The organism is Pseudomonas sp. LH21, assembly GCF_036549575.1.
Classification (GTDB): Bacteria; Pseudomonadota; Gammaproteobacteria; order Pseudomonadales; family Pseudomonadaceae; genus Aquipseudomonas; species Aquipseudomonas peradeniyensis.
This window is the reverse complement of the sequence record NZ_CP144367.1, coordinates 2540900-2557265: the sequence shown is the minus strand read 5'-3', so window position 1 is coordinate 2557265 and position 16366 is coordinate 2540900. Positions and strand designations below refer to the sequence as shown.

The 16366-nt window shown below is 66.2% G+C and carries 15 protein-coding genes; 7 read left to right on the top strand and 8 right to left on the bottom strand.

Going from position 1 to position 16366, the window contains the following annotated elements; all coding sequences use genetic code 11:
* The first annotated feature begins 109 nt into the window (after positions 1-109).
* Positions 110-925 (top strand): 3-methyl-2-oxobutanoate hydroxymethyltransferase, encoded by an 816-nt coding sequence (gene panB / locus VUG52_RS11770; protein ID WP_050705597.1) that lies wholly within the window; start codon positions 110-112, stop codon positions 923-925.
* Here panB and VUG52_RS11765 read toward each other — a convergent pair.
* Both VUG52_RS11765 and VUG52_RS11760 read right to left on the bottom strand, forming a co-directional pair.
* Positions 913-2316, bottom strand: a complete 1404-nt coding sequence (locus VUG52_RS11765) for an aminotransferase-like domain-containing protein (protein WP_331832991.1) — start codon at positions 2314-2316, stop codon at positions 913-915. The two genes, panB and VUG52_RS11765, sit on opposite strands and share 13 nt — an antisense overlap.
* A gap of 54 nt (positions 2317-2370) precedes the next feature.
* Entirely contained in the window at positions 2371-3270 is a 900-nt protein-coding gene (locus VUG52_RS11760) for a helix-turn-helix domain-containing protein (RefSeq protein WP_262951254.1), read from the bottom strand.
* A gap of 164 nt (positions 3271-3434) precedes the next feature.
* On the opposite strand from VUG52_RS11760, the gene VUG52_RS11755 reads away from it, so the two are divergent.
* The 3 genes from VUG52_RS11755 to VUG52_RS11745 all read left to right on the top strand — a co-directional run bounded on the left by VUG52_RS11755 (position 3435) and on the right by VUG52_RS11745 (position 7346).
* Entirely contained in the window at positions 3435-4793 is a 1359-nt protein-coding gene (locus VUG52_RS11755; protein WP_262951252.1) for a glutamine synthetase family protein, read from the top strand.
* 155 nt (positions 4794-4948) lie between these two features.
* On the top strand, positions 4949-6037 hold the full coding sequence (locus VUG52_RS11750) for a polyamine ABC transporter substrate-binding protein (protein WP_050705593.1): 1089 nt from the start codon (positions 4949-4951) through the stop codon (positions 6035-6037).
* A 13-nt stretch (positions 6038-6050) separates the two neighbouring features.
* Positions 6051-7346 (top strand): NAD(P)/FAD-dependent oxidoreductase, encoded by a 1296-nt coding sequence (locus VUG52_RS11745; RefSeq protein ID WP_050705592.1) that lies wholly within the window; start codon positions 6051-6053, stop codon positions 7344-7346.
* Positions 7347-7356: 10 nt separating this feature from the next.
* On the opposite strand, the gene VUG52_RS11740 is transcribed toward VUG52_RS11745, so the two are convergent.
* Complete coding sequence (locus VUG52_RS11740) at positions 7357-7662, bottom strand: helix-turn-helix domain-containing protein (protein WP_050705591.1); 306 nt, start codon at positions 7660-7662, stop codon at positions 7357-7359.
* Positions 7663-7843: 181 nt separating this feature from the next.
* Between VUG52_RS11740 and VUG52_RS11735 the strand changes: the two genes are divergently transcribed.
* A complete protein-coding gene (locus VUG52_RS11735; protein WP_331832990.1) occupies positions 7844-8521 on the top strand; it encodes a DUF3313 domain-containing protein in 678 nt (225 codons plus the stop codon).
* A gap of 84 nt (positions 8522-8605) precedes the next feature.
* Here the strand turns inward: VUG52_RS11735 and VUG52_RS11730 are convergent, their stop codons facing one another.
* The gene (locus VUG52_RS11730) at positions 8606-9913 is read right to left on the bottom strand and encodes a serine/threonine transporter (protein WP_050705589.1); all 1308 of its coding nucleotides are present in this window, start codon (positions 9911-9913) and stop codon (positions 8606-8608) included.
* A 121-nt stretch (positions 9914-10034) separates the two neighbouring features.
* A complete protein-coding gene (locus VUG52_RS11725) occupies positions 10035-11411 on the bottom strand; it encodes an L-serine ammonia-lyase (protein WP_050705588.1) in 1377 nt (458 codons plus the stop codon).
* 146 nt (positions 11412-11557) lie between these two features.
* On the opposite strand from VUG52_RS11725, the gene VUG52_RS11720 reads away from it, so the two are divergent.
* Positions 11558-12505 (top strand): LysR substrate-binding domain-containing protein, encoded by a 948-nt coding sequence (locus VUG52_RS11720; protein ID WP_050705587.1) that lies wholly within the window; start codon positions 11558-11560, stop codon positions 12503-12505.
* A 24-nt stretch (positions 12506-12529) separates the two neighbouring features.
* On the opposite strand, the gene VUG52_RS11715 is transcribed toward VUG52_RS11720, so the two are convergent.
* Positions 12530-13393, bottom strand: coding sequence for a LysR family transcriptional regulator (locus VUG52_RS11715; RefSeq protein ID WP_186714121.1), 864 nt, complete (start codon positions 13391-13393; stop codon positions 12530-12532).
* A gap of 189 nt (positions 13394-13582) precedes the next feature.
* On the opposite strand from VUG52_RS11715, the gene VUG52_RS11710 reads away from it, so the two are divergent.
* Positions 13583-14575 carry an NAD(P)H-quinone oxidoreductase gene (locus VUG52_RS11710; RefSeq protein ID WP_331833169.1) on the top strand — a complete coding sequence of 331 codons (993 nt, stop codon included), beginning with the start codon at positions 13583-13585 and terminating at the stop codon, positions 14573-14575.
* Between the two features lies 1 nt (position 14576).
* On the opposite strand, the gene VUG52_RS11705 is transcribed toward VUG52_RS11710, so the two are convergent.
* Positions 14577-15278, bottom strand: a complete 702-nt coding sequence (locus VUG52_RS11705; protein WP_262951242.1) for a PA1136 family autoinducer-binding transcriptional regulator — start codon at positions 15276-15278, stop codon at positions 14577-14579.
* Positions 15279-15283: 5 nt separating this feature from the next.
* Positions 15284-16138, bottom strand: a complete 855-nt coding sequence (gene hchA, locus VUG52_RS11700; protein WP_262951241.1) for a glyoxalase III HchA — start codon at positions 16136-16138, stop codon at positions 15284-15286.
* Positions 16139-16366: the final 228 nt, after the last annotated feature.

The window sequence follows — 16366 nt, the reverse complement described above, 5'->3', positions numbered from 1 at the left end:
AGGCCGCTCCTACACAGGGACTGAGCTGCAAATTGGTGCAATCCTGTATCTTGAATCCGCGCCACGCGAACGAATAATCGAGCACCTCCCCAGCACTCCGGAGGTACCGATGAGCTCCCAAACCACCAGCCACCGCCTGACCGTTCCTGATCTTGCCGCCATGAAGGGCCGGCAGAAGATCGTCGCCCTCACCGCCTACAGCGCCCCGATCGCGCGCCTGATAGACCCTCTGGTGGATTTCATCCTGGTAGGCGATTCGACCGCCATGGTCGCCTACGGCCGGCGCTCGACCCTGGCCATGCGCCTGGAAGAAACCATCAGCCACACCCGCGCCGTGGTCGACTGCACCCAGCATGCCTGCGTGATTGCCGACATGCCGTTCGGCAGCTACCAGGAATCCCCCGAGCAGGCCTTGCGCAACTGCGCCCAGGTCCTGTCCGCCACCGGCTGCGACGCCGTGAAGCTCGAGAGCAACCGGACGTTGGCCGCCACCGTGGCCTTTCTGGTTGATCGGGGCATCCCGGTGATGGCCCACGTTGGCCTGATGCCGCAGTTCGTCAATGTGCTGGGCGGTTACAAGGCCCAGGGCCTTACCGAGCAAAGCGCCGCAACCATCCACGAGGACGCCCGCGCCAACCTGGCCGCCGGTGCCTTCAGCCTGCTGCTCGAAGGCGTGGCCGAGCCTCTGGCCCGGCGTATCAGCGAGGAAAGCCGGCAACCGTGCATCGGCATCGGTGCCTCCCCCGCCTGCGATGGCCAGATCCTGGTGACCGAGGACCTGCTGGGGCTGGGTGGACCGCGCAAGCCAAGGTTCGTCAAGCAGTATGCCGATGTGGCGGCGGTAATCCGGGTCGCCTGCGCCCGCTACGCCAACGAAGTGCGCCAGGGCGAGTTCCCCGAACGCGAGCATTGCTACGGCTGCTGAGGCGCCCGGCGGATCGCCTGGGCCAGCGATACCAGCGCACCCTCGATATCCTGCTGCCAATCGACGGTGAAACTCAGACGCAGGTGGTCGCGCCAGTGTCCGGCCTGGCTGAACACCGTGCCCGGCACGATGACGATGCCCTGCTCCAGCAACTGCTCGCAGACGGCTTGCATGTCCACCGGACGCAATGCCTGCAGCCAGAACGTGGCGCCCGCCACCGGCATGCTCAGGCGCAGACAATCGGCGGCGTGGCGCTGCAGCAGCTGCGCCATGCGCTCTCGGCTATGCGCCAGGTGCCGGATCAGTTGCACCTGGTGTCGCGCCAGGCGCCCGGAAACCAGCAGGCGGGCAACGGCCTGCTGACGGTAGCTGGGCAGGCGAAAGCCCTGGGCCAGGAAGGCCGCCGCCAGGCTAGCGGCCGCGCCACGGCACAGCAGGTAGCCGAACGGCGCCTCGGCGCCGATGCACTTGTCGAAACCGGCCAGCACCAGCAGGCGCTGGGGATCGGCATGGTCGCGATAGCGCGAGCGCGCCGGGTCGTCGCACAACGCGCCATAACTGTCGTTCTCGAACAGCCACGCCTGATGTTCGGCCAGTAGCGCGCACAACCGCTGCTTGTCCTCGACCGGCATCACGCCACCCTGGGGAATGTTCACGGTCGATGACAGCACCGCCGCCTGCACGGGCTTCTCTGCCAGCAGCCGCGCCATCGCCTCCAGATCGAAGCGGCCATCCGCGCCGAGTGGCGCCTCGACAATGTTCAGCCCCGCCGCTTGCAGCAGGCGCAGGACCAGCCAGGAGCAAGGCGACTCGACCAGCACCCGGGCGCCCGGAGGCAGAAGCGTGCGCACGGCCAGTTCGAACACGCTTCGCCAGTCGGCGCCGATGAACACCTGGTCGGCCTGCCAGTGATCATCGACGCTACGGCTGTAGCAACGGGCCAGGGCCTCACGCAGCGAGGACTCGCCACAGGGTGAGAACGGCGGCGCGTCGGCTCGGGGCAATTGGCGCAGCAGCTCGCGCTCGACCGTCAGCAGCGGCCCTTCGAGTGAAGCGAGCATGGTCGGCGAGTCGCTGCTCAGGGCCAGCATGCCCGGCTGCCGGGCACTGGCGTACAGGCGGTCGATCAGGTTCAACGAAGGGGGCAATTGCCCGACCGAGGCCAGGGCCACGCTGAAGTAGCCGACCTTGGGCCGGGCCTGGATGCGGCCCTGGGCCTCCAGCAAGGCGAACGCCTGTTTGCTGGTCGACAGCGAGACCTGCAGATGCCGGGCGACATCGCGCAGCGAGGGTAACCGATGCTCCAGCTCCGACGTGCGGGCGTCGAGCCAGTCACTCAGGTAGCGGTGGACTTTCTGGTAGGTGAAACGTGGTGCCCGCTCGGTATCCATGCCGATGCTCCCGGGGAGTTCGGCGGGCACCCTAGCAAGTTTTGCCGCTCGGTCCTAGTTTCCCCGACCACGCCTGAGCGTCTCGCTCGGCAGTTCGCGGAACAGCTGGCGGTAGCTTTCGGAGAACCGCCCCAAATGCCAGAACGACCAGCGCATGGCCACCTCGGCCACGGTCGCGTCACCTGCCAGCAGGTCGCGTCGCGCGCCGTTCAGCCGCCGCAGGCGCAACCAGTGCGCCGGCGGCAGGTTGGTGAAGCCCTTGAAGGCCTGCTGCAACTGGCGCACGGAAACCCCGGCGACCTTGGCCAGCTCCACCAGGTTGAGGGTTTCGTCAGGGCAGTCTGCGGCCCATTCGCTGACCCGGCGCATGATCGCCCGCTCCTCGTCGCGCCGTCCGAGCGCCTCGCCCTGCAGGCGCTGCCCAGCGTTGTCGAGGATGAACAGGCAATCCTCCAGCAGCTGCTCGGCCAGCGCCCTGCCCTCCAGCGGGCAATCGGCCTGGCCCAGGCGGGTCAGGGTGGCGCTCAGCCAGTTGCCGAACAGGGCATTCTGCTGGCAGGTCAGCGGCACCATGAACAGGCCGCGCAGACGCTCCAGGTCGAGGCCATGGCTGGCCAGGAACGGCTGCTCGAACACCACCGCCACTTCCTGGTAGTTCTCCGGGGTGATCCAGATGTTGCGGCTGTCTTCGTTGAGCAGATAGAGGCTGTTCTCGCTACGGTCGAAGCAGAACGCCAGGGCGCCACTGGGGGCGCGGAAGAACTGCTCGACCCGGGTGTTCAGGCGCTCCTCGTACACCTCGACGCCATCGAGCCCCAGCCAGCGCAGTTGGCCGTTGAAATGCCCGGGGGACATCTGCCGGTACTGCTGCTGCCAGCCCGGGGTGGTGCGGGTCTGCTCGGTCACGTCGGTGGTGCGGAAGTCCTGGACCTGCAAGGCGGTTGGCGTTGTCACGCGCTGTCCTAGTTGCACTCTTTTGGTGCATTGATTGCCGAAGAAAGTGGATAGATCGCCCCGGGGGGCAGCGACCAAGATAGTCCTCAGCGTCACCTGTGGGAAGTGCCCTGCGGCGATGAACGCCTTGCGTCCCACCACAACTACCCAACCAAGAGGTTTGTATGAACGCCCCCTTCGATCAGCTGTCCACCTGGCTGAAAGAACACCGGATCACCGAAGTCGAATGCGTGATCAGCGACCTGACCGGCATCGCCCGCGGCAAGATCGCCCCGACCGCCAAGTTCCTCCACGAGCGCGGCATGCGCCTGCCCGAGAGCGTGCTGCTGCAGACCGTCACCGGCGACTACGTCGATGACGACATTTACTACAGCCTGCTCGACGCCGCCGACATCGACATGGTCTGCCGCCCCGACCCCGCGGCGGTGTACCAGATCCCCTGGGCCATCGAACCGACCGCGATCGTCATCCACGACACCTTCGACAAGCAGGGCAACCCCATTGAGCTGTCGCCGCGCAACGTGCTGAAGAAAGTGCTCAAGCTGTATGCCGACAAGGGCTGGCAGCCGATCGTCGCGCCGGAGATGGAGTTCTACCTGACCCAGCGCTGCGAAGACCCGGACCTGCCGCTGCAGGTGCCGCTGGGCCGCTCGGGGCGCGCCGAAAGTGGCCGCCAGTCCTTCTCCATCGACGCCGCCAACGAATTCGACCCGTTGTTCGAGGACGTCTACGACTGGTGCGAGATCCAGGGCCTGGACCTGGACACGCTGATCCACGAGGACGGCCCGGCGCAGATGGAAATCAACTTCCGTCACGGCGACGCCCTGGACCTGGCCGACCAGATCACCGTGTTCAAGCGCACCCTGCGCGAGGCGGCGCTCAAGCACAACGTCACCGCCACCTTCATGGCCAAGCCGATCACCGACGAGCCGGGCAGCGCCATGCACCTGCACCAGAGCGTGGTCGACATCGCCACCGGCAAGCCGATCTTCGCCAATGACGACGGCAGCATGAGCGAGCTGTTCCTGCACCATATCGGTGGCCTGCAGAAGTACATCCCCAAGCTGCTGCCGATGTTCGCCCCGAACGTCAACTCGTTCCGTCGTTTCCTGCCCGACACCTCGGCGCCGGTGAACGTCGAGTGGGGTGAGGAGAACCGCACCGCCGGGCTGCGCGTGCCGACCTCCAGCCCCGAGGCGATGCGCGTGGAGAACCGCTTGCCGGGCGCCGACGCCAACCCCTACCTGGCCATCGCCGCGAGCCTGTTGTGCGGCTACATCGGCATGGTCGAAAAACTGGAGCCCAGTGCCCCGGTGCAGGGCCGCGCCTACGAGCGACGCAACCTGCGCCTGCCGATCACCATCGAGGACGCACTGCAGCACATGGAAGACAGCGAAAAGGTCCAGCAGTACCTGGGCCAGCAGTTCGTCCAGGGCTATGTCGCGGTCAAGCGTGCCGAGCATGAGAACTTCAAGCGGGTGATCAGCTCGTGGGAGCGGGAGTTCCTGCTGCTGAGCGTTTAAGCCCCCTCGGGGGCGCTTTGCGCCCCTTTCGCGGCACAAGGCCGCTCCTACAGGGGCTGCGCGCGTTCAGTAGGAGCGGCCTTGTGCCGCGAATGGGCTGCGCAGCAGCCCCTACACCACCGAATTCGAAGAACAAGACCAACGAGGTGTCGACCATGAGTCATCGCAAAGCCATGATCCCCGCAACCTTCGCCCTGCTGTTCGGCGCCGCCGTCCAGGCCCAGCCGACGGTCAGCGTGTACAACTGGACCGACTACATCGGTGACACCACCCTGGCCGATTTCCAGGCCAGCAGCGGGATCAAGGTGGTCTATGACGTGTTCGACTCCAACGAAACCCTGGAGGGCAAGCTGCTGGCCGGGCGCACCGGCTACGATGTGGTCGTGCCCTCCAACCATTTCCTCGCGCGCCAGGCCCAGGCCGGCGCGTTCCTGCCGCTGGACCGCAGCAAGCTGCCGAACTGGCGACACCTGGACCCACAGCTGCTCAAGCAGCTCGAGCAAAACGACCCGGGCAACCAGTACGCCGTGCCGTACCTTTGGGGCACCAACGGTATCGGCTACAACGTCGACAAGGTCAAGGCGGTGCTGGGCATCGACAAGATCGATTCCTGGGCGGTGCTGTTCGAAGCCGAGAACCTGAAGAAGCTCAAGCAGTGTGGCGTGGCGTTCATGGACTCGCCGGACGAGCTGTTCCCGGCCATGCTCAACTACCTGGGCATGAACCCGCGCAGCGAGAAGGCCGACGACTACCGCAAGGCCGAGGCCCGCCTGCTGGAGCTGCGCCCCTACATCACTTACTTCCACTCCTCCAAGTACGTCTCGGACCTGGCCAACGGCGATGTCTGCGTCGCCTTCGGCTATTCCGGCGACGTGCTGCAAGCCGCCCACCGCGCCGAAGAGGCCGGTAATGGCGTCAAGGTCGCCTACAGCATTCCCAAGGAAGGCAGCAACCTGTGGTTCGACCTGCTGGCCATCCCCAAGGATGCCAAGAACCCCGAGCAGGCCCTGGCCTTCATCAACTACCTGCTCGACCCCAAGGTAATTGCCAAGGTCAGCGCCACGGTCGGCTACGCCAACGCCAACCCGGACGCCAAGGCCGACATGGATCCGGCGCTGGTGAACAACCCCGAAATCTACCCGCCCCAGGAAGTGCTGGACAACCTGTATGTCTCGACCATGCAGAGCCCCGGGATCCTGCGGCAGATGACCCGCTCCTGGAGCAAGATCAAGTCCAACCGCTGAGCCGAGCCCACCCATGCCACAGATGAACGAACACACCGCCTCCTACTATGCCGCCTCGGCGCGCCAGGCGGCCACCTATCCGGTGCTCGACCAGGACCTGCAGGCTGATGTCTGCGTGGTCGGCGGCGGCCTGACCGGGGTCAATGCCGCCCTGGAACTGGCCGAGCGCGGCCTCTCGGTGATCCTGCTGGAAGCTCGCCGCATCGGCTGGGGCGCCAGCGGACGCAACGGCGGCCAGCTGATCCGCGGCATCGGCCACGACGTGTCCGGCTTTGCCCGCCATGTCGGCCAGGACGGCGTGCGCTACCTCAAGCAGGCCGGCATCGATTCGGTGGCCCTGGTGGCCAATCGCATCGAGCAATACGGCATCGAATGCGACCTGCGCTGGGGTTTCTGCGAGCTGGCCAACACTCCCGCCCAGTTCGCCGCCTTCGAAGACGAGCAGCGCGACCTGGCTGAACAGGGCTATCGCCACGAGACCCGTCTGGTCAACCCTGAACGCATGCGCGAGATCGTCGCCAGTGACCTGTACGCCGGCGGCCTGGTGGACATGGGATCGGGCCACCTGCACCCGCTCGACCTGGTCCAGGGTGAGGCGCGCGCCGCCCACGGCCTGGGTGTGCGGATCTTCGAGCACAGCCCGGTGCTGCGCATCGAGCATGGCAGCACGGTGACCCTGCACACCGCCCGGGGCAAGGTCCGCGCTCAAAGCCTGATCCTGGGCTGCAACGCCCATCTCGACGCGCTGGAACCACGCCTGTGCGGCAAGGTGCTGCCGGCTGGCAGCTATGTGGTGGCAACCGAGCCCTTGCCCGAGGCCCTGGCGCGCACGCTGATCCCGCAGAACATGGCGCTGTGCGACCAGAAGGTGGGGCTGGACTACTACCGCCTGACCGCCGACCGCCGCCTGCTGTTCGGCGGCGCCTGCCACTATTCCGGGCGCGACCCCAAGGACATCGGCGCCTACATGCGGCCCAAGGTGCTCAAGGTATTCCCGCAACTGGCCGAGGTACGCCTGGACTACCAGTGGGGCGGCATGATCGGCATCACCGCCAACCGTTTCCCCCAGGTCGGTCGGCTCGGCCAGCACCCCAACGTATTCTATGCCCAGGGTTACTCCGGGCATGGCCTGAACGTCACCCATTGGACCGCGAAGCTGCTCGCCGAGGCCATCGCCACCGAGCACAGCCACGGCTTCGATGTGTTCAGCGCGGTGCCGCACCTGACCTTCCCCGGCGGCAAGGCACTGCGCTCACCGCTGCTGGCGCTGGGCATGCTGTGGTACCGGTTGCGCGAGGCGCTGGGCTGACAACCCTGCTTCAGAGGATGGCCTGCAGCCCCTTGTCGGCGATGATGTTCAGTAGCTTCAAGGCAGGCCCGGCCGGGCGCGTTTCGCCCTGCTCCCACTTGCGCACCGTCGATGCACTGGTGTGCAGGTGGAGGGCGAACACCGGTTGGCTGAAATTCAGCGCTTCGCGCAGGTGGCGAATATCCTGGGCGCTGAACGCCCGCAACGGGGCTGGGCAGATGGCCTCGAAGTCACGCAACGTGACCTTGCCGACGGCACCTGCCTGCTCGAGGGCCGATAGGTCGGCACGCAGTGATTCAATGAGTTTGCTGGTCATAGTGGACCTCCAGAGTAAACGTACCCGTAAAGGGCATATCTTCACAGTGCCAGAGCTCCATCGATAGCCAGCGAATTCCGGCAACACAGTAGGAAACTGCAACCGTCGACACCGGACACTGGCCTTCGGCCAACCACCTGCTAGCGTTGTTCTGGCCACTTCCCTCATGGACCTCGTCATCATGAAGCACCTGCCTCGCACCACCCTGCTGTGCGCTGCTCTGCTGGCCCTGGTTGCCTGCTCCAGCAACCGTATCGATCCCAAGGACTATTCCGGCTTTCTCAAGGACTACAGCCGCCTGAAACCGGCCGAGAGCGTCTCCGGCGCGCCGGTGATGCGCTGGATCGATCCGGATGTGAAGGCCAGCCAGTACACCAAGGTGTTCATCGAACCGAGCCAGTTCTATCCCAAGCCGCAACCGACCAACGTGATCTCGGCGCAGACCCTGCAGGAGATCACCCGCTACTTCAACGAAGCGATGCGCCGCGAACTGGGTAGCGTGCTCACCCTGGTCAACGAGCCTGGCCCGAACACCATCGTGGTGCGCCCGGCGATCACCGCGGTGTCCACCAGCACCGAAGGCCTCAAACCCTACGAGGTGATCCCCATCGCCCTGGTGGCCGCGGCGGTCAACACGGCCGCGGGCGGTCGCGACCAGGCCGTGGACATTGCCGTGGAGGCTGCGTTCCTCGACGGCGGCAACCAGAACGTGCTGGCGCAGGTGGTACGCAAGGGCAGCGGCAAGGAGCTGGAGAACGACAGCACGCAACTGACCCTGAACGACGTCAAGCCGGTGCTCGATGGCTGGGCCAGCGACATGCGCCGCAGCTTCGTGGCATTGCAGCAGAAGTCGAAGTGAGGCAGTCCAGCCCGTAGGGCTTATCGCGGGGCCAGCCAGCCGCCACATCAAGGTGTGGGAGCGAGCTGGCCCCGCGATCATCGGTCAGGCCATGAAGCTATAGGCGATCGCCGACAGCGTGATCAAGCCGATCAAAACCACGAACACGTTCGACAGCTTGCCCGAGTACTGACGCAACGCCGGTACCTTCTGCACCGCATACATCGGCATCAGGAACAGCAGGCAGGCGATCACTGGCCCACCCAGGCTTTCGATCAGCCCGAGAATGCTCGGGTTGAGGGTCGCCACCGCCCAGCAGGTCACCAGCATGAACAACGCCGTGGCGCGCTCCAGGCGCTTGGCCGGCCAGGTCTTGCCGCGTCCGCGCAGGCTCTTGACGATCATGCCCTGGAAGCCTTCGCTGGCACCGATGTAGTGACCGAGGAACGACTTGGTGATCGCCACCAGCGCGATCAGCGGCGCTACAAAGGCAATCACCGGGGTCTGGAAGTGGTTGGCCAGGTACGACAGGATCGAGATGTTCTGCGCCTTGGCCGCGGCCAGGTCGGCCGGGCTCAGGGCCAGCACGCAGCTGAAGCAGAAGAACATCACCGTCAGCACCATCATCACATGGGCGGTGGCCAGGGTGCGGCCGCTCTTGCGGTCGGCATCATTGCCATAACGGTGCTTCTGGTCGACGGCGAACGCCGAGATGATCGGCGAGTGGTTGAACGAGAACACCATCACCGGGATCGCCAGCCACAGGGTCAGCAGCAGCTTCGAGGCGCTGATGCCTTCGTTGGCCTGGGCGAAGAACGCGCCGTTCCAGTTGGGAATCAGGCTCAAGGCCAGCAACAATAACGAGGCAACGAAGGGATAGACCAGCACGCTCATGGCCTTGACGATGATCTGCTGGCCGCAGCGCACCACGATCATCAGCCCGCAGATCAACAGCAGGGCCAGCAGCGCCCGCGGCGGCGCGCCGATGTGCAGCTGGTGCTCGAAGAAGCTGGTCAGGGTGTTGGTCAAGGCCACGCTGTAGACCAGCAGGATCGGGAAGATGGCGAAGAAGTACAGCAAGGTGATGAGCTTGCCGGCACCCACGCCGAAGTGCTCTTCCACCACCTCGGTGATGTCCTCGTTGCCGCCCTTGCGCCCGGACAGCACGAAGCGGGTCAACGCCCGGTGGGCGAAGAAGGTCATGGGGAACGCCAGCAGCGCCAGGATCAGCAGCGGCCAGAACCCGCCGACCCCGGCGTTGATCGGCAGGAACAAGGTGCCGGCGCCGATCGCCGTGCCATACAGGCCCAGGGCCCAGGTGGTGTCGTGGCGGTTCCAGGTGGTCGAGCCGCTGGTCGAAGCCAGGGCAGCCGAATCCGCACGAACGCTCGTGGTGCTTTGTACATCAGTCATGGGTATCGCCTTGTAGTTGTTTTTGTCGCAGGTACAGCGGGTGTTGCAGGTTCAATCAGGTTTGTCGGGCACTTCGTGGGAGCGGTGCACCGCCGCTTTCACGAAGTCAAAGACTGGATTTTCAGCACTCGACGAACGCGACAGCCAGGCCGCCGCGGGAGGTTTCCTTGTAGTTGGCGTGCATGTCCGCGCCGGTGTCGCGCATGGTGCGAATCACCCGGTCGAGGGAGATGAAGTGTTCGCCGTCGCCGCGCAGGGCCATCTGCACGGCGTTGATGGCCTTCACCGCGGCGATCGCGTTGCGCTCGATGCAGGGGATCTGCACCAGGCCGCCGACCGGGTCGCAGGTCAGCCCGAGGTTGTGCTCAAGGGCAATCTCGGCAGCGTTTTCCAGCTGCGGCGGCGTGGCGCCAAGCACTTCGGCAAGCCCCGCGGCGGCCATCGAGCAGGCCGAGCCCACCTCGCCCTGGCAGCCCACTTCGGCACCGGAGATCGAGGCGTTCTTCTTGCACAGGATGCCCACTGCTGCAGCGGCCAGGAGAAACGCCACCACGTCGTCGTCACAGGCACCGGGGTTGAACTTCATGTAGTAATGCAGCACCGCCGGGATGATCCCGGCCGCGCCGTTGGTAGGCGCTGTGACCATGCGCCCACCGGCGGCGTTCTCTTCGTTGACCGCCAGGGCGAACAGGTTGACCCACTCCATGGCGCTGAGGGTCGAACCGATCACGTTGGGCTTGCCGACCTCCTGCAGGCTGCGGTGCAGGCGCGCCGCCCGGCGCTTGACCTTGAGCCCGCCGGGCAGGATGCCTTCGTTGCGCAGACCGTTGTCGACGCACTCGCCCATCGCCGCCCAGATCTTCAGCAGGCCCTCGCGCACCTCGCTTTCCGGGCGCCAGGCGCACTCATTGGCCAGCATCAGCTGGCTGACGCTCAGGTTATGGGCCTTGCACAAGGCCAACAGCTCGGCGCCGCTGGAGAACTCATAGGGCAAGGCGACCTCGCTGTCACTGCCTTGCGGCGCGTCGATCTCGCTTTGCTCGACAATGAAACCGCCGCCCACGGAGTAGTAGGTCTGGCTGAACTGGCAGCCCTGCCCGTCGAAGCTCTCCAGGGTCATCGCATTGGGGTGATAGGCCAGGCTCTCGTCGAGCAGGCGCATGTCACGGCTGTACTGGAACTCGATCGGCTGGCTGCCATCGAGCATCAGGCACTGCTCCTGCATCAGCTGGTCAATGCGTGGCTCGATGCTGTGCGGGTCGATGCGGTCAGGCCACTGCCCCATCAGACCCAACAGGCAGGCGCGGTCCGTGGCGTGACCGACACCGGTGGCCGACAGCGAGCCATACAGGCGCACCTCGACTCGCCGCACCTGGGCCAGCAGGCCGCGTTCACGCAGGGCCTGAGCGAAGGTCGCCGCGGCGCGCATGGGGCCGACGGTGTGGGAGCTGGACGGGCCGATGCCAATCTTGAAAAGGTCGAAAACACTGATAGCCATGCTAATGCCTGACCGTGACAACCCTTTACGATGTGCCACGGCTCTCTGGAAAATTTGAGCGGTATTGCCAAGTTGCGCGATACTGCCCCTCTCAGGCCAGCTTGACCAACGAAACTTCCTACATAAGCCTTTAGCAGGACTAAACGATGAAAGGCCCACTCAACGGCCAGGTGTTCGTCTGGCTGCACGTGTTCTCCTGTGCGGCGCGGCACCTGTCGTTCACCCGCTGCGCCGAGGAGCTGCACATCACCCCCGGCGCGGTCAGCCAGCAGATGCGTCAGCTCGAGGAGCGCCTGGGCTTTCGCCTGTTCCTGCGCCGCGCCCGCGGCGTCGAGCTGTCCGCCGAAGGCCAGCGCCTGGCGCAGACCGTGGCCGAAGCCTACGGCGGCATCGAGGCCGAGCTGCTGCGCCTGGATGCCGGCGAAATCCGTGGCACCCTGCGCCTGCGCTCGATCCCCTCGTTCCTGGCCAAGTGGCTGACACCGCGCCTGCCGCGCTTTCAGCAGCGCTACCCGGACATCGAGCTGCGCCTGGTGGCCGAGGACAGCAACCAGGCGTTGCACCCGGAAGACTTCGACCTGGCCATCGACCTCAACGACGGCAGCTATCCGGGCATGCTCTCCACCCCGCTGCTGGACGAGCAGATCTTTCCGGTCTGCTCACCGGCCCTGCTGCGCGGCCGCCCGCCGCTGCACGGCCCGGCGGACCTGGCCCACTACCCGCTGCTGCACGACATCACCGCCTGGCGCGGCAGCTCGGAATACGCCGAATGGGAGTTCTACCTCGACGGCATCGGCGCCGGCGGGCTGGACGTGCGCCGCGGACACACCTTCAACCGCAACCACCTGACCATCGAGGCCGCCATCGCCGGGGTCGGCGTGGCCATCGCCCGGCGCACCCTGCTCAACGACGAGCTGGAACGCGGCGCGCTGATCGTGCCGTTCGGGGTGCCGATCGCCAACCACAAGCGTTATGTGCTGCTGTATCCGCCGGGCGGGCTGAGCCAGCCGGGAGCGCGTGCAGTGCATGACTGGCTGGTTGAAGAGGCCCTGAGTTTCCGCGCCTTGCATCCGCTGAAGCTGCCCGCCAGCTGAAAGCATCCGGACAGAACCGCCTCTTCAATCGGCAAACGCCCGCACCAGATGCTCGATCACTGCCCGCACCCGCGCCGTGTGGCGCAGGTCGCGATGGGTGACCATCCAGACCTCGTAGGGCTGGCTGCGCGCGCGCTGCGGCCAGACCCGCAGCAGGCCGTCGCGCTGCCCCAACTCCACGGGAATCTCGCCCAGGCCCAACCCTTCGGCGATGCCCCGACGCAGCATCATGCTGGCATTGGCCGCCATCACCACCCGGCCCTCGCCCATGGGCACGTCCACCAGGGTCGGTACCCCGCGATCACGCCAGTACGGCTCGTACACCACCAGGTCGTGGCCGGCGAAACTGCCCTCCTGCGGCATGCCGCGACGCGCCAGGTAGTCCGCCGAGGCGAACAGGCCCATCTGCCAGCTGGCCAGCTTGCGCAGTACCAGGTCGGGGTTGTCCGGGCGCTGGTTGCGGATAGCGATGTCGGTTTCGCGTTGCGACAGGTTGACGATCTCCGAGCTGCCGCTGAGCACGATGCGCACCTCGGGGTGGTCGTCGTGCAACCGGCGCAGCGCCGGGATGACGAACTCCAGCGCCAGGGAATCGGTGGTGGCGATCCGCACCTCGCCGGCCTGTTCGTTATCGCTGCCCCGGGTGCGACGGGCCAGCTCCAGGGCGGCCTGCTCCATCTTCTGCGCCAGCTCCACGGCCACTTCGCCGGTGGCGGTCAACTGGTAACCGGCGGGGGTACGCAGGAACAGGGTCGCACCAAGGTCGGCCTCCAGCGCCGCCACCCGCCGGCCCACGGTGGCCTGGTCGACGCGCAGCACCCGGGCGGCGCGGCGCAGGGTCAGTTCGCGGCTCAAGGCCAGCAGCATGCGGGCGTCATCCCAGTTCATTCGCTCACTCCATTACTTGTCGGCCCGCAGGCATCGCGACAGAAATCTCACCTGAAGAAAATCTGCAAAGGTGCGTCGCAAAATCGCCGCGCGACCACGCAGCGTGGGTTTCATACCCTGTGACGCACCAGGCCAAAGCGGCCTTTCCTCAGAATGACAGAGGTCTTCATGCGTCACATCCCCACTCACATGACCGCCATCGATATTACCCAACCTGGGGGCCCCGAGGTCCTGCAGGCCGCCACCCATGCCACGCCTCGACCAGGCCCCCGGGAGGTGCTGATCCAGGTCCATGCCGCCGGCGTCAACGGCCCCGACCTGCTGCAGCGCAAGGGCCTGTACGACCCGCCCGCCGGCGCGCCGGACATTCCGGGGCTGGAGATCGCCGGCAAGGTCGTGGCCACCGGTGAGCAGGTCCGTCACTTTGCCGTGGGCGACGCGGTGATCGCCCTGGTCCAGGGCGGCGGCTACGCCCAATACGCCGCGGCCGACGAGCGCACCACCGCGCACCTGCCGGACAACCTGTCGATGGTCGAGGGCGCGGCCTTGCCGGAAACCTTCATGACCGTCTGGGTCAACCTGTTCCAGCGCGGCGGCTTCAAGGCCGGTGAAAGCGTGCTGATCCACGGCGGCGCGTCCGGCATCGGCACCACCGCCACGCAACTGGCCCGGGCCCTGGGCGCGGCGAAGATCCTCACCACGGTCAACGGCGTCGGGCAACAGGCCGCCAGCCTCGAACTGGGCGCCGACGTGGCCATCGACTACACCCGCGAGGACTTCGTCGAACAGGTCATGTTGCACACCGAGGGCAAGGGCGTGGACGTGATCGTCGACATCATCGCCGGCGACTATGTGGCCCGCAATTTCAAGGCCGCGGCCATGGATGGGCGCATCGTGCAGATCGGCGTGGTCAAGGGCCCGGCCACCGAGGTCGACCTGTTCCCCCTGCTGACCAAGCGCCTGACCCATATCGGCTCGACGCTGCGCGCGCGCAGCGCCGACGACAAGGCGGCGATTCTCGCGGAACTGCAGGCGAAGGCCTGGCCCCATGTGCGCAGCGGCGCGGTCAAGCCGCTGATCCACGCGACCTTTCCACTGGCGGCAGCCAGCCAGGCCCATGCCCTGATGGAATCTGGCCGGCATATCGGCAAGGTGGTGTTGCAGGTTGCGCACAACGGCTGAGTCAGTCGAGCGCGCCGCTGCCCAGGGCGAGCCTGATCGCCTGGGCGGTGGTGCTCACCCCCAGGCGACGGCGAGCGGCGCGAAGATGGTTTTCCACAGTGCGCACCGACAGGCCCAGGGTGGCGGCGATATCCGCCTGGCGCTGCCCGGCGGCGGTCCAGGCCAGCACCTGGCGCTCACGCGCCGACAGCTGACCCTCGCCGGGCGGGGCCTCCAGCAGCCGCCGGGCGCCGAGGAACACCGCGTTGGCCAACAGGGTCAGGGCCAGGCGCGCCGACGCCGAAGCGTCGATTCGCACGCCACCCAGGCTCATCGCGCCCTCCAGGCCTGCCGGGCCGAACACCGGCACCTGCAGGCCATGGATACCCGGCCCGCTGGGCAACCGAACCACCCGATAGCGCTCACCTTCGTGGCTAGGCTGCTTGCTCCAGAAGAACGCTTCACGGGCGGCCAGCAGATGGCGGGTCACCGGGCAATGGCGCACGTAGGTCCGGGCATCGACCGCCTGGCCGTCACCGAACCAGTCCCCTTCCACCCAGTGGATGCGCTCGACCACTTCTTCCCGAGCAGCGCTGGCGCTGAACAGCACGAAGCGGTCATAACCCAGCGGCCGGGCGAACGTGCGCACGGCCGACTGGATCGCCGCCAGGGTGGTGGCCTGCTCGATCTGCCGGACCGCCTGTACCACCGCATCGAACGGCATGCCGTTCACCCGCCGTTGGTCGCCTTGAGCAACGCCGCGGCGGCCAGCTTGCCCAAGGCGTTGCCGGCCAACGGGCTGTCGCCGGTGAGCAGCCGGCGGTCCTGGTGGACTGCGCCGGAGATACCGTCGTTGACGATCTCTACACCCTGGGCCTGCAGGCGCTCACCGAACTTCCAGGTCAGGTGACCGGGCATGTAGCCGATGTCCGGGGTCTTGGCATCCAGCTCATCGGGGAAGGCGCAGATCTTGTAGCCATCGAACAGTTTGCCGCCAGCCAGCAGCGCCGCCGGCCCGTGGCAAAGGGTGATGACGAACTTGTCGTGATCCGCCGCCCATTTCAGCACCTGGGCAACTTCTTCGCTTTCCGGCAGGCCGATCAACGCGCCGTGACCACCGGGAATGAACACGCCGATGTAGTCCGAGTCGTCCCCCAGGGCACTGTCGATCACCTCGGCGAGCTTACGCGGCTGCTTGAAGGCAGGCTTGTAGCGCTCGAACAGGCCGAGCACCTGCTGGTCCTCGCGCGGCATGGCCCAGTATTCGAACTTGACCGGATTACCCGACAAAGTCGCGACGTCGAAGGCGAAGCCGGCCTTGTCCAGGTGGTACATGGGCAGCAGAGTTTCCACGGGATGGTTGCCGGTGGAGAACAGCGTGCCGTTGTCGGTGAGCAGGTAGCGCTCGTCGGCGCCGATCAGGAGGATTTTCCAGCGTCCGCCCTTGTAGGCGTCGGGGTAATCGGCGCCGCTGAGGTCGGACTTGGGTGAGGTGAACTGGCTGAGGGAATACGGCGAGGGGAAGAAGGCATTGTCCTCGGCCGGATCGGGGGTCGGGCGTTTGTCGTCGTTGTTGCTGGTCATGGCTGTGCTCCTGTGCCTGGGGGTTTACCGGATCCATGCTAGGAGGCCACCGGATGAGCGGCAATGAGGGTTTTCCCTCAATGGCTGCCTGTGGCATCGGTACATCAGACCGCGCGGTCCCTGTGTAGGAGCGGCCTTGTGCCGCGAAAGGGGCGCGCAGCGGCCCCAGTTTCCGAGTCACCGTCAATATCGCTGGGGCTGCTACCGCAGCCCTTTCGCGGCACAAGG

What these genes read in the sequence shown, in the direction of transcription:
- panB (WP_050705597.1), top strand. Translation starts at nt 110, where the DNA reads ATGAGCTCCCAAACCACCAGCCACCGCCTGACCGTTCCTGATCTTGCC.
- VUG52_RS11765 (WP_331832991.1), bottom strand. Translation starts at nt 2,316, where the DNA reads ATGGATACCGAGCGGGCACCACGTTTCACCTACCAGAAAGTCCACCGC.
- VUG52_RS11755 (WP_262951252.1), top strand. Translation starts at nt 3,435, where the DNA reads ATGAACGCCCCCTTCGATCAGCTGTCCACCTGGCTGAAAGAACACCGG.
- VUG52_RS11750 (WP_050705593.1), top strand. Translation starts at nt 4,949, where the DNA reads ATGAGTCATCGCAAAGCCATGATCCCCGCAACCTTCGCCCTGCTGTTC.
- VUG52_RS11745 (WP_050705592.1), top strand. Translation starts at nt 6,051, where the DNA reads ATGCCACAGATGAACGAACACACCGCCTCCTACTATGCCGCCTCGGCG.
- VUG52_RS11740 (WP_050705591.1), bottom strand. Translation starts at nt 7,662, where the DNA reads ATGACCAGCAAACTCATTGAATCACTGCGTGCCGACCTATCGGCCCTC.
- VUG52_RS11735 (WP_331832990.1), top strand. Translation starts at nt 7,844, where the DNA reads ATGAAGCACCTGCCTCGCACCACCCTGCTGTGCGCTGCTCTGCTGGCC.
- VUG52_RS11730 (WP_050705589.1), bottom strand. Translation starts at nt 9,913, where the DNA reads ATGACTGATGTACAAAGCACCACGAGCGTTCGTGCGGATTCGGCTGCC.
- VUG52_RS11725 (WP_050705588.1), bottom strand. Translation starts at nt 11,411, where the DNA reads ATGGCTATCAGTGTTTTCGACCTTTTCAAGATTGGCATCGGCCCGTCC.
- VUG52_RS11720 (WP_050705587.1), top strand. Translation starts at nt 11,558, where the DNA reads ATGAAAGGCCCACTCAACGGCCAGGTGTTCGTCTGGCTGCACGTGTTC.
- VUG52_RS11715 (WP_186714121.1), bottom strand. Translation starts at nt 13,393, where the DNA reads ATGAACTGGGATGACGCCCGCATGCTGCTGGCCTTGAGCCGCGAACTG.
- VUG52_RS11710 (WP_331833169.1), top strand. Translation starts at nt 13,583, where the DNA reads ATGACCGCCATCGATATTACCCAACCTGGGGGCCCCGAGGTCCTGCAG.
- VUG52_RS11705 (WP_262951242.1), bottom strand. Translation starts at nt 15,278, where the DNA reads ATGCCGTTCGATGCGGTGGTACAGGCGGTCCGGCAGATCGAGCAGGCC.
- hchA (WP_262951241.1), bottom strand. Translation starts at nt 16,138, where the DNA reads ATGACCAGCAACAACGACGACAAACGCCCGACCCCCGATCCGGCCGAG.